The organism is Peribacillus sp. B2I2 (genome assembly GCF_041261685.1).
In the GTDB taxonomy this organism is placed as follows: domain Bacteria; phylum Bacillota; class Bacilli; order Bacillales; family DSM-1321; genus Peribacillus.
Window position 1 is genome coordinate 1,987,758 of record NZ_JBGCCB010000001.1, and the last position, 12,385, is coordinate 2,000,142.

The window sequence follows — 12,385 nt, forward strand, 5'->3', positions numbered from 1 at the left end:
AAAAGTAACTTAACTCTCCTTACTCAATAAAGCACGTGAGTAAAAGGGAGAAACATACATAGACAACTGAATAAAAACGCAATTTTAATAAACATAAATTGGTGCAAAGCAAGAGAGCGAAGTTAAAACTTTCGCTAAGTAATGAAGAAAGATTTTAAAGAAAAATTTCCTCAATGGGTATTTGAGGATGCAGATTTAACAGTATGTATGAGTGATGATATTGATAGTTTAGTAGGTGCAACAATCCTCAAACAAGTCAAAGGTTGGGAAGTAGAACACTTCTACGATTTTCACAATCTTTACTCCACAAACAAAAACGACAAACGAAAAGCAGTCGGTGTCGATATTGCTCTTGTAAATGGCAAGACATACGACAACCATGTAACAATGCTTTCCTCGACAAGTCAACCCAACATGATGAGTGCAAACCCCAACGTAATTGAAAAGGTATCCAGAGATAACTACACAAGCAAGTTTGCAATGAGTACAGCGTTATTATTATACGCACTATACGATATTCCACTACCATCAACAGAAGATGGAAAGTTAATGTTAATGTCTATTGATTCTAGTTACTTAGGATTCTATAAAGGATTCAAGAAAGTTCAATGTGATTGGTTAGAAAAGATGGGCATGGAAGAAATGATTCACCTTCAAGAAAGACATGGATTAATGGATTTCGTAGAAGTAAAAAGAAGGTTTGTTTCATCTGACAAAATCATTATGAATGAAGATGGTGTTCTAGAAACAACAATGCAACTAGAAGGTATAAGCAACCTACTAGAATTAGATATTCAACTTCCAACAAAGGAATTTGAAATAAGAAAACAGTTTACTCGTACAAGTTACGACTTAAAGCAAGGCAGTTCATATGACAATGGAATGATAGAAATACATTACGACCCATTCTCATACGCCCTCACAGGCAAACAAAAATTACAAATGACGTTGATGTAATCAACAGTTAAATCAAAAAAAGGAATGAAATAAATGGAAATGGGAAAATATTTCTTCTGCTACTCTACAAATCTATATGAGTTTCTGAGGTACACAAAGGGAATCGTGTTTATCTGCACAGCATTTCACGACAAAACCATCAAACGATTCTGGTTATTCGAACGTGATGAGGTTTTGTTAGAAGCGTTAAAAGAATATAACGAACGTGGCAAGCAATTAGGATTACATGACAGGCAGGTTTAACAACCTGCTAGATAATTAAAAGATAAATAAAAAGATAATTTAATAGGGGTTAATTTAAATGTTAAGAATGACAACAAAAAAAGGTTTCGTACAAATTCCAAATGTGGCGTTTGGTTTTGGTACTGATTACAAATTAAACAAAGACGATATTAAGGTATATGCGTACCTTCAATTCGCAAAATCAGTTGGAACAATGAAGGTTAGAACAAATATTGAAATCATCGTTGAAGATTTAGGTTGGGAAACAACAAAAGCAAGTCGTGACAAGGCAAGAGTAGCCGATGCTTTAAACAATTTAATAGACAAAGGATATATCAATGCAACTTTTAAAAAGGATATTAAGAAAGACACATTAACAATCTCTATCAATGAGGAAATGAAAGATGTTAAAGCACAAAGTACTGTTGATTGGAAACAAAATCCTTTCAAATTCAAAGGGCATACACAAATTAAAATAGATGAATATAATCTAGCAGACAAAAATGATTATCACTTGTTAATGGTTGGCTACTACCTATGGAGAAACAATGCTGACTTCAAATACGCTATTTGCGATAAGGAGTGGGCAGAAGTTCTTGAATTGAGTATCAAACGTACTAGAACAATCATTGACGATTATACACCATTCCTAATCAAGATTTCTGGTGCTAAATTCAAAGGTGAAAATGGTCAATGGAAGCAAGAGCCAAATACATATGTAATGGGCAAACACATGTCTATTGAGGACAAAGCAGAAAAAGTTTCAATAGAAGCAAACAAAGAAACTTTTGGTGAAAAACATATGTCAAAAGTTTTAGATGTAAAGGTTATGACAGATAACGAAATCTACAAGCAAATCTTTGATTTTACAGTATTTATTAAAGGTGATGGGTACAAAGTTTGGAAAGAAACAACTTGTGAACATACACAAAAAACTGGACAGTTAAAGATTGAAAAAATGATGAAATCAGTAGGTGGCAGAAATGCTGTCGAAAGATTAGAAACTAAATATCAAAAAGATATTGCTTCTGCCAAAGAGCATGAAAGACAAATGGAAGTCATGCATAAGAGAGCAGAACAGCACATGGCAGAGATGGAAGACGAATACATTTCTCCCTTCAAACCAAAGAAGCAAGAAGATTTAAGTTTCTTTGACGATGATTTTTAAGAAAGAAAGGTAAATCAAATGACATTAAAAGAACAACTAAAGAAAGTAAGTAAAGAGAATCGTGCTTACTTTCATTATAAATTTCCAGATACACGATTCGACCAAAGCAAAGAACAAAAGACAGAGCAAGAGTTTCTTGCCTATGTTGGTCGTAAGACAATGAATGGTTTTACAGATTGGGAGAAAACATTAGAGTACGCAAATCTTGTCGCTCTATATCTCCAATCAAAGCAGATTGATACACTTTATAAAATCTATGCAGTAGTTGAGGTGAAGGCACTTGAAGGTGACGATAAGGCAATTGCAACGCTATTAAAACTAAATAAAGAAATTAATCTTATGATTAAAGGATTTTCTTCTATTCAAGATGCAGAAGAAGATGATGATGACTTGGTGATGTAAGATGAGCAAAATAAAACTTACAACTAAAGAGAAATTAGAATTAATCAACAATGACCCTGTGTTGTGGCTTAAAAACTTCGTCAAAATCACAACAAATACAGGTGAATACGTGCCATTCGTGGTCAATGACCAACAAAAGCAATTCATCGAAGAAATGACACGATTTAACGTAATCGCAAAGGCACGACAAATTGGATTTTCAACTATGTCTGTTGCCTTATGTCTATGGATGGCTTGTAACAGACCACGTACAAACTACATGATTGTATCGTATAAGCAAGAATCAGCAACATCGTTATTCGACAAACTGAAAATGATGTATGATGACCTTCCACATGACAAATATAAGTTTCCACAAGATACACAAAACAACAGAAACCAATTGAGATTAGACAATGGTTCTTCAATCACATTATCTGTTGCAGGTGGAAAAGATGTTGGTCGTGGTACTACTTACGAATACATATTGCTTTCAGAGTTTGCATTTTATGAAAATCAAGATTCAATCCTGCTCTCAGCAGAACAGGCACTAGCAAAGAGTAAAACATCAAAATTAGTTATTGAAACAACTTCAAACGGTTTCAACTCCTACCAAAAACTCTTTATGAACGCACATAAGGGAAATTCAAAGTACAAAGCGTTCTTTTTCCCCTTCCATTCCACTTCATACGCTAAACAATTCAAAGATGATTATGATGAAGCAGAAACATGGTACAAAGCCAACAACGCAAGTAAACGCCTTACTAAAGATGATTTAGAGCCAGAAGAATTATTCTTATTAGAATCTGGTGCAAACCTAAGACAATTAATGTGGCGTAGATGGAAGTTGTTAGACATGAGTTTGCAACAATTCTATCAAGAGTTTCCTGCAACACCTATGGAATCATTTATTTCTTCTGGTTTGAATGTATTCGACCAACAAAAGATTGTTGAGCGTTTAAAATACGTTCCTAAGTCATTGGAATATAAAGATATGAAAATGGTTGTTCCAGACAGCATTGCAAAATATGTTGGCAAGTCACTAATGATTTATCAATTACCAGTCAATGGCGTGAAATACTACGCAGGTGTCGATACTGCATCAGGTACAGGTGGTGACTACTCAACTATCTCAATGTTGAATGAGGATGGTGAGCAGGTTCTAAGTTTCTATGATAATAAAATCCCTGTATATGACTTTGCAAAGGTTATTTATGATATTGGCAGATGGTTTAATTACGCTTATTTGACAGTAGAACGACAAGGTTTTGGTATTCCAATCCTAGAGCGTTTACGCAAAGAATATGAGTATATGAATCTACATAAGCACAAGGTTTTCAATCAACAAATGGGTAAACATAAGATTCAAATTGGTTTTAATACCACAGCAGTTACCAAAAACATTATGATTACAGATTTAAAAGAGCAATTCGAATTGGAAATGATTCTTATAAACTGTCAAGAAACCTTAGAGCAAATGCAGATTTTCATTGAAAACGAAGGTAAAACAGGAAATAAAAAAGGCAATGGCAACCATGATGACAACGTTATCGGTCTAGCGTTAGCAGTACAAGCCAAGAAAGCGAATAAATGGTATATTTAGGAGGTAAACTAAAATAATTGAAGTAATAGGTTATTAATAACAGGAGGGGTAAAAATGTCAAATCAGAAAATAAAAGAAATTATAGACAAGTATATTGTAGATGAAAGAATTAGAGGATATTCAAATAAGCATTTCAACCATCTAGAAAGAAATAAGGTTTATACGAGTATTGATACTAAAGAAGATGTTATGTGTGCTAATAATAGAGTTAAAAATATGATAGAAAGTTGTTCTAATGAACAATCACCTGACCCTGAAGATATAATAGATTTAGAAAAATATATCGGGGAATATGAAATTGCTGTTTCAAAAGTCCTTAAATGCTACACTAATTTTGATTATACCGCAGAGGAAATACAAGATAAAATTGATGAAATGTTTTACTTCTATTCTCAAATTGATAAAATCAAAAGAAAGAAATTGATGTTTTAGCAAGAAAATAGGTGTTATTTGAATATAAAAGGAACTTTCCTTATAAGGAGGAAACAGTTTGAAAAAAGGTCTGGAAGTAATATTAGATACTGCCTTAAAAATACATCCAGCACTTCCCCAAATAATTGAAATAGGTCTTGAACTATCACCTTATTTAGGATCGGCTTGGCAATCATACAAAATGTACAGATTAGAAAATAGGGTGCAAGAACACAGTGAACAATTAGAACGTATAAGTGTTTTGTACTCAAACACCTCATTATCAGAAAAATATATTCAAGAAAGAATTGCTCCAATTGTTCTATCAGATTTAATTGAAGAACACGAAGATGCTAAAATTAATTATATATTGCATGGATTTGAAAATGTATTTATTAACGAAAAAGAAAATGAATCACTTGTAATAAACTATTTTGATACACTACGAAACCTTCGATATGAAGACGTAAAAAGATTTTTTTATTTTATAGATGAAATGATTAGTGAACCAATCCATAGTAATGGAAGTGAAGAACAAGCACTACAGAGAAGTATTGATGGTAAATTGAAAAATTTAGGGTTGTTAAAAATAAAGGCAAAATGGGGAGGTTTTGAAGGACACGATATTAATAATACTCGAGAGGATGCCAGATTGACATTATATGGTGAGAAATTTGCTGACTTTATATCCACTTATAAAAGCATTAACAATTAGAAGTCCCTAGTTTTAATAGTAATAGGAGGGATTATTTTGAAATTTGAAGCAAAACACCTTATAAGATGGGGAATCCCTGGGTGGGTGTTCATATTGTGGTTATTGTTTGCCCTCATTCTGATAAATCCATCACTTTTTAATAACTTATTGCTTAATGATTTAATAAAAAGTTTAGGGATATTAGTCACTTTGGCGAGTATAGGAGTTCCAATTGGATATGTAATTAGCCAGTTTTATTTTTCGACTAATTGGGTTATAGGCAAAAATCTAGATATGTCCAGTGTTACAAATAAAGTAAAGGATTTTCCTTACCCTGAAGATTGGGAGCAGTTAGATAAAAAAGAAAAGTACTTCTTTATAGAGTACTTGTGGCAAAGTAAATTAAGTAACATGTCTGTTGAAAAGCGAGATTATGTTGCTGGACGATACAGTCATTTTTTAAGAACAATACATGGAATTGGCACTTTATTATATAGTTCAGGATTTTCTTTTTTTATCTATATCATATTAATGATTAAAGTAAAAGTTGAACCTTACTATTTTCTGTTAGTACTGTTTCAATTAGTATTTATAATTCTTACTTATATAAACTATCAATACTATTCTAAGAACTTAAAGAGTTTTCAAGGTTATTTTCTAAATGAATTTATTAACCTAAAAGAAGAAAATGATAATGAAGAAGAAAACAATGGCCAAACACCTTCAAGTTGAAGGTGTTTTTTATTTTGGAAAGGAAAATTAGAAATGAATATACAAGATTATATTAAGATTGTCCATAATGGTAATCCATTTTGGTTTATTGATGAAGTATCACATCCAGAAAATGCAAATCGCATTAAAGATACAGTTGAAAAGAAAAAATATTTGGATGGCACTCACGCTATTACAAATAGAGTAGTAGAAAACTACAATGGCAAACCATATATGCAAAGAGCAGTAATGCTTCAATATGCTAAGTTGATTGTCAATCTAGAAACTACTTACTTATTGAAACAACCACTTACAATCACAGGTGATGAGAGTATCGTGAGCGATATGAAACGTGTGTATAAGAAAGGTAAGTACAGCAAGGTTGACTTCGACCTATTGGCTAACATGGTTAAGTATGGTAACGCATATGAGTACGTGTATGTGAATAGTGTTGGAGATGTTAGCAGTAAGGTAATCGCTACTGAATGTGGCTATCCTATTTACGATGATGAGTTAAACATGATTGCATTCGTTGAATACTATACATCTTTAGAGAGCGACTTCTATGTTGTCTATACACAAGATGAAGTGGTTAAGTATAGCACGATTGGTCAAGAAGACATAAGGGTTGTTGGCTCTTATAAGAACGTTAGTGGTCTACCTATCCACTATAAGACAAACAATGAGTTAAACGCTTCATTCGGTAAGAGTGACCTTGATGACTTCATTAACATCATTGACAGTATGGAAGATTTACTAAGTAAGTTTAGTGATTCATTCTATAAACACCACAATCCAATCCCTGTTGTAATTGGTCAACAATTAAGAGGTGAAGGATTAAACCCTCATATCGTTGGTGGTGGTATCACATTAGATGATGGCTCTGACTTCAAGATGGTATCTAATAACATTAATCATCAAGCATTCGAAACTATCTTCAATACACTTATGCAACAATTGATTAACATTGCTTCTGTTCCCGCTGTTGCATTGAACGCTAGTGATGTGAGTAACCTATCTGAAATGTCTATGCGTATGTTGTATCAGTTGGCTGATATGAAGGCAGGAATCAATGAGAGATATTTACGTGAAGGGTTAGAACAACGTAACAATAAGATTGTTGGACTGATGAATAAGAAAGGTAAAGCATATGATGAGGATGTCATTGATTCATTGGACATGGTGTTTCACTATGCACGACCTGTCAATGAAACAGAGGTAATCAACAACATCGTTAAGATGTATGGAGTTGGTGCAATCTCTATCGAGAGTTTAGTTGAGATTTCTCCTTACGTTTCCAATGAGCATCTAGAATTGAAAAGAATCTTAGATGCAAAGGCAAGTGTAAAGGTAAGTGAAACACAAAACGTTACAGAAACAGAATCCAAAGAGGATATTGTAGAGTAACAGTACAGTATGATGCAGGTGTATAAGATTATGGTGATACAATATCGGTCAGTTCGTGAGAACGTTGATTTAATAGCGTTTTGGTGAAAAAAGTAATGCTATAAGAACGCACACCTGTTAATTATATATACGTGCGTACATGCGAGGGTGTGTCCACATATAATAGACAGTCGAGCGAGTGAAACGACCATGTTCATATCTTCGCTTATGGTTGATGATTGAGTGGGAGGGGAGATGAGATATGAAGGTAAATAAAAACACGAATAAAACTGCGATTTTATACAGTAATGTTCGTGTGTATCGACTTCCTATAAACTTAATTATGTAAACCACTCTATAAGGTACATTGTGGGTATACATTTTCGTTCGTAATTTGTACGGATTTTGCTAATATGACGAACATTTCCATTACCCCATTTCTCAAAAATACCTCTCTAGCCAACCTCTCAACACACACCCGAAAATATTTCAAAAACGCCTATGTATTTCTACAAAGGACAAATGCTAAATGAAAGGAGAATCCAGAAATGCTTATTGAAAAATTAATCACTCTGCCAAAACAGAACATCGAATACTTATCAGAGAAACTTAATAACATGTTTCCCTTGATGAAGCCAATCAAACAGAAACCACTTATGACAACAGAACAATATAATGCAATTTATCCTATCGTGGCTCACATGCTCTATCAAGAATTGACTTTCGATTACTATGATACCACATTGGTTCATTTTGAAGAAGATGAAAATATGGAATATTTTTCAATTGCAGGCATTGAATTAAATGGATTCTACATAGCAGAACACAAAACAGCAAAGGCACACGTTTTTGTTTTTACATATGAAGGCATCTGGCTCTATAACAATGAGCCGATGGACACGCCAAAACACATTCAAGAGTACATAAACAAGTTAGTTTGCAACGCTCACGAATGTTTAATATATAACAAATCACTTACAAAGGAGAATCTTTTTATGGATAATATCGAAAGATTACAAATGGAAATCGGTGGAATTGAACTTCCACATGAGGAATTGCTAGTTTATATGGAAGAAGAAGGTATTGATGGTTACAAACCTTATAACGCTTCATCTATCTCTAACAAGAAAGCAATCTACAAATCTGCTGTATCAATTCTTAACTCTATTGCCAACCAACCACACGCAATGAAGAATTATAAGCAGGATGACATGACAGTTGAAGGATTCGCTAAATACTTGCAAGCACGTATTGACCAATTGGAGAAGAAAATTCGCCAAATGCCAAATGATGATGCTTCTAACAGCAATTTCTTTAACCTATTTAAATAAGAAGAAAGGAGAATAAATTATGGACATGATTAACATTTTCAACGCACCTAAAAATGCGTTTAATGATATGCTTTTTGTCAATGGACAAGAGTTTTATCACAATGGTCTAAAGAGATATGGCATCATTACTAATCCAGAAATCAAGGAATTTAATGATAAATATGTGTCTACTGACTACAAATTAATGCGTGGCGATTACATCTATTACGATTCAATGTATTGGATGGTCTGGAATCAAGTAACTATTGCAAGAGCAGAAAACTTCAAGGGTATCATGCGACAAGCAGAACATGATGTAATCTTTAACCTGTACTATGCAGGTGTAACAACTGATTACCTATTGAAATGCCCTGCAATCATCTCTCGTACAAGTGATTATACACTAGAATCTAGTGACATGATGACTATGGTAGATGCAGAGGTTCATATTTTCGTTCGTGATACTGCTTCAACACGTAGAATCATGGATTTAACCAACAAAACAGATGGTCAAGTAATCGTTGGTGAAAGAAACTACGATATTACAGGCATTTCTTTCGAAAAGAAAGGATACCTTGATATTACTGCCAAAATAGGCACACGTAATTCTTCATCTGACTACGATAACAACATCTATTGGAATACAAGTGGTAAACCTGCTGATTGGGCAGACCAATTTGACCTAACTTTTTTCCAACGTGAAGGTCAAGCACCTGTAAGACCATCTGTACCAGACAATTACCACACATCTGTTACGCTTACGCAAGTATCACCAACTGCTTACACTAGTGAGCAAATGGGTTCTATCGCTTTAACGTGGACAGCAGAAGGTAACAAAGATGTGTACGCTGATTTCAACGGTTATAAGGTTAGATTGTTGCAAGGTACTAATGAAATCAAAATGAGTATGCTTGATGCTAGTACGCTCACTCACTCATTCAACGGCTTGAACATTGGTACATATACAGTAGAAGTGTATGCTGTTTTTGGCTCTAATAACACTATTCTACCTGTAACAGCAACAGTTGAAGTTGCAGATGGTGATGCACCTGTTGTAACACCAGATACACAAATGACTAATGTAACTATGAGAGCATATAATGATTCCAACTCTTACGGTACTCTTGTATGGGATAGAGAAGTACAAGCAACAGCATTCGAAGGATATACATTGTATGGTTATCGTGTAGAAGTTTGGACTTCATCAATGTTTGGTGGAGATTCAATGCAAGATTACTGGGTTACTACAACAGAATCACAAGACATTCGCACAGGATGGAGTGGAGAAATGGGATGGTTTGTAACTATTAAATCTATCTTCCACACAGAAACAGGCGAACAATTAATGCAACCACATCGCATTAGTGGTGATGATTTAACTGCACTTCCAGATGAATATTACCCTTCACCTTGGTAAAACAATACGGTCACTCTTAGAGTGGCTTTTTTTTTGCGTTTTAAGGGGTCTATATGGTTTAAAAGATATTTTAATCAAGCCGTATTTCATTCCTGCTATTTAATCCTATATTAAAGTATTTATAACCAATGAAGGATAAACCACCTTTCTTATATTATTTATACAAAGAATATGGACAAGAATTAAAAAAAGTGGTATGTTTTTCTCAACAGGTTAATAGTTTCTAATTAGTTTGAGAAACCTTGATGTATCAAGGTTTTTTCATGATGATGATGCAAATGGGTATGAAGCCATCCCAAAAGAAAATTAATCAAATGATGAGCGCCATGAATAAACAACAAACAAAATAAGATAGCATGAAACCTTGATATATCAATGTTATTGGAAGATTGGATGCAAAATTTTATATAATATCGAAATGGTAGCTTCATTCAGGCTGAATCCTTCCGCCGATTTTATATAAAATTTTGGTTTATCTTTCATTGTTGTTCCTAAAGCCACTTTTTCTGAATGAATGATTCAGAAAAGGTGGTTTTTGTTTTGGAATTAATAGATATGATTAAAAGAGTATGATTACCATTGTTTAGCAAAAGGATTTACCCAAGATGAAGTCAGAGACACGATTAATGCTTTCGATACTAAGTCGTTCATAGAAGCGCGTAATAAGGTTATAATTGCCACTTTATCTGATGCTGGGCTTATAGCTATGGAATTACGAGAATTACCCTTCGAGATTGTTAGAGACGAGTATTATTGTCCACGTGAAGGGTTGTGAAGTGCTTTAGAGTTGGTAATATAGAATATCTATAGTCTCTCACGACTTTTAGGACACGGAGATATTTAAGTAACAGAGCGATATCATTTTCCAACGTCCGTTGATGAATATAAATAATTGAGATAATGATTAAAATCAGCTATATAGATCTAAAAAGTCTGAGTTACGTTACCTGATAAATCTGGTAAGTTTATAAAATTGGTTAAAGTAGTTTAAAGTTAGTGCTTTATAGTTAGTGTAAGAAGCAGGTATATAGAAATAAGAAGTACAATCAAACTATTAAAATGGGACAAGATAAAGGGAAATGCTAACCTCATTGCATATAGTTTGTTCGGGCACCTTCGTAAAAAGTCTTAAGCTCATTAATGGCTATTATAGATTGCTGTACGTCTTTTTCCATTAATGCTTTTAAGTCATTGTCAAAACAAATTCCTTGCATTAATTTGGATTTCATTAAGCATATTGTTTTAAAATTTAATATTTCATGGGTTTCCAAGGTCTCGTGAAAGGCCAGCTTTTCATTTCCCATTCAATCACCTCCTCAGTCTATGTAACAAAGGTAATTCTCCCTATTCAACTCTCAGGTATACAGAGGGCTACATGTTGTTTTTCTAAAGGTTGTAACCTTTTATAAAAAAATGAAAAGTAATGAATAAGACATTTTGAACAACGAAAGATAAGTAAGTGAATTTAAATGAAAGGAGAGATACTTAGTGGAAAAGTTAGGATTGCATGTAACGTTAGAATTGCATGAAATATTGAATTTCAAAAGCCTTTGTCTATCAAAAGCTTCTACAATGAAGGGATTAGTCCAAGATACGGAATTGAAAAACATTCTTTTACAGGACATGAGCAGCGGCAGAGAGCACATTCAAAGATTACAGGAAATCCTGGTTAATCTAAGGAGAGGGAAAAAATAATGACTACCTTTTGCAAAATATGGCGGTATGGGCGGTATGACAGATCAGGTGATTGCTACAGACTTTCTGAATTCAGCCAAATCAGGAATAAGAAATACGGCTTTCGCCATAACAGAAACAGCTTCACCTGAATTGAGGGCTGCATTTCGGGAACAGCTGAGATCTGCTGTAGAACATCTGGGTTAATAAGTGATTATATGGTTTCAAAAGGTTATTATCATCCACAGGATATAAGTGAGCAGTCGCAGGTGAATTTAAAAGCGGCTAATACGGCATTGAGTCTTTCTCAAAAATAAGGTTTTCATTTTCCAACAAATGCCCTCTATTATTTGATAGGGGGGGAATTTCACTGCATTTATAAATTAATCAACAAAGATGAGTAGGCTGTTGAGTTTTTTATGTTGACTTTATCAACTGTAAATATTAATAT

Annotated in this window: 13 protein-coding genes and 2 pseudogenes; 14 read left to right on the forward strand and 1 reads right to left on the reverse strand. The window is 33.8% G+C overall.

Features of this window, described 5'->3' with window-relative positions:
• The first annotated feature begins 141 nt into the window (after nt 1-141).
• From ABIE66_RS10035 to ABIE66_RS10090, 12 genes and pseudogenes are all read left to right on the forward strand, one after another.
• Nucleotides 142-957, forward strand: a complete 816-nt coding sequence (locus tag ABIE66_RS10035; RefSeq protein ID WP_370014581.1) for a hypothetical protein — start codon at nt 142-144, stop codon at nt 955-957.
• Between the two features lie 33 nt (nt 958-990).
• Nucleotides 991-1,200, forward strand: coding sequence for a hypothetical protein (locus ABIE66_RS10040; protein ID WP_370014582.1), 210 nt, complete (start codon nt 991-993; stop codon nt 1,198-1,200).
• Nucleotides 1,201-1,258: 58 nt separating this feature from the next.
• Nucleotides 1,259-2,347 carry a hypothetical protein gene (locus ABIE66_RS10045; protein WP_370014583.1) on the forward strand — a complete coding sequence of 363 codons (1,089 nt, stop codon included), beginning with the start codon at nt 1,259-1,261 and terminating at the stop codon, nt 2,345-2,347.
• An 18-nt stretch (nt 2,348-2,365) separates the two neighbouring features.
• A complete protein-coding gene (locus ABIE66_RS10050; protein WP_370014584.1) occupies nt 2,366-2,749 on the forward strand; it encodes a hypothetical protein in 384 nt (127 codons plus the stop codon).
• A 1-nt stretch (nt 2,750) separates the two neighbouring features.
• Nucleotides 2,751-4,331 (forward strand): terminase large subunit domain-containing protein, encoded by a 1,581-nt coding sequence (locus ABIE66_RS10055; RefSeq protein ID WP_370014585.1) that lies wholly within the window; start codon nt 2,751-2,753, stop codon nt 4,329-4,331.
• A 54-nt stretch (nt 4,332-4,385) separates the two neighbouring features.
• The gene (locus ABIE66_RS10060) at nt 4,386-4,763 is read left to right on the forward strand and encodes a hypothetical protein (RefSeq protein ID WP_370014586.1); all 378 of its coding nucleotides are present in this window, start codon (nt 4,386-4,388) and stop codon (nt 4,761-4,763) included.
• Nucleotides 4,764-4,821: 58 nt separating this feature from the next.
• Complete coding sequence (locus tag ABIE66_RS10065) at nt 4,822-5,457, forward strand: hypothetical protein (protein ID WP_370014587.1); 636 nt, start codon at nt 4,822-4,824, stop codon at nt 5,455-5,457.
• 36 nt (nt 5,458-5,493) lie between these two features.
• Complete coding sequence (locus ABIE66_RS10070; RefSeq protein WP_370014588.1) at nt 5,494-6,168, forward strand: BA5345 family protein; 675 nt, start codon at nt 5,494-5,496, stop codon at nt 6,166-6,168.
• Between the two features lie 33 nt (nt 6,169-6,201).
• Nucleotides 6,202-7,554: a phage portal protein gene (locus ABIE66_RS10075; protein WP_370014589.1), complete on the forward strand. Its 1,353-nt coding sequence runs from the start codon at nt 6,202-6,204 to the stop codon at nt 7,552-7,554.
• A 527-nt stretch (nt 7,555-8,081) separates the two neighbouring features.
• Nucleotides 8,082-8,864: a glutathionylspermidine synthase gene (locus ABIE66_RS10080; protein WP_370014590.1), complete on the forward strand. Its 783-nt coding sequence runs from the start codon at nt 8,082-8,084 to the stop codon at nt 8,862-8,864.
• Nucleotides 8,865-8,883: 19 nt separating this feature from the next.
• Nucleotides 8,884-10,260 (forward strand): hypothetical protein, encoded by a 1,377-nt coding sequence (locus tag ABIE66_RS10085; RefSeq protein ID WP_370014591.1) that lies wholly within the window; start codon nt 8,884-8,886, stop codon nt 10,258-10,260.
• Nucleotides 10,261-10,523: 263 nt separating this feature from the next.
• Nucleotides 10,524-10,610 (forward strand): annotated as a pseudogene (locus ABIE66_RS10090) (YneF family protein); the annotation flags it as partial.
• A 738-nt stretch (nt 10,611-11,348) separates the two neighbouring features.
• Here ABIE66_RS10090 and ABIE66_RS10095 read toward each other — a convergent pair.
• A complete protein-coding gene (locus ABIE66_RS10095; RefSeq protein ID WP_370014592.1) occupies nt 11,349-11,564 on the reverse strand; it encodes a spore coat protein in 216 nt (71 codons plus the stop codon).
• 184 nt (nt 11,565-11,748) lie between these two features.
• On the opposite strand from ABIE66_RS10095, the gene ABIE66_RS10100 reads away from it, so the two are divergent.
• The gene (locus ABIE66_RS10100; RefSeq protein ID WP_289324589.1) at nt 11,749-11,955 is read left to right on the forward strand and encodes a hypothetical protein; all 207 of its coding nucleotides are present in this window, start codon (nt 11,749-11,751) and stop codon (nt 11,953-11,955) included.
• A gap of 27 nt (nt 11,956-11,982) precedes the next feature.
• Nucleotides 11,983-12,251 (forward strand): annotated as a pseudogene (locus tag ABIE66_RS10105) (spore coat protein).
• Nucleotides 12,252-12,385: the final 134 nt, after the last annotated feature.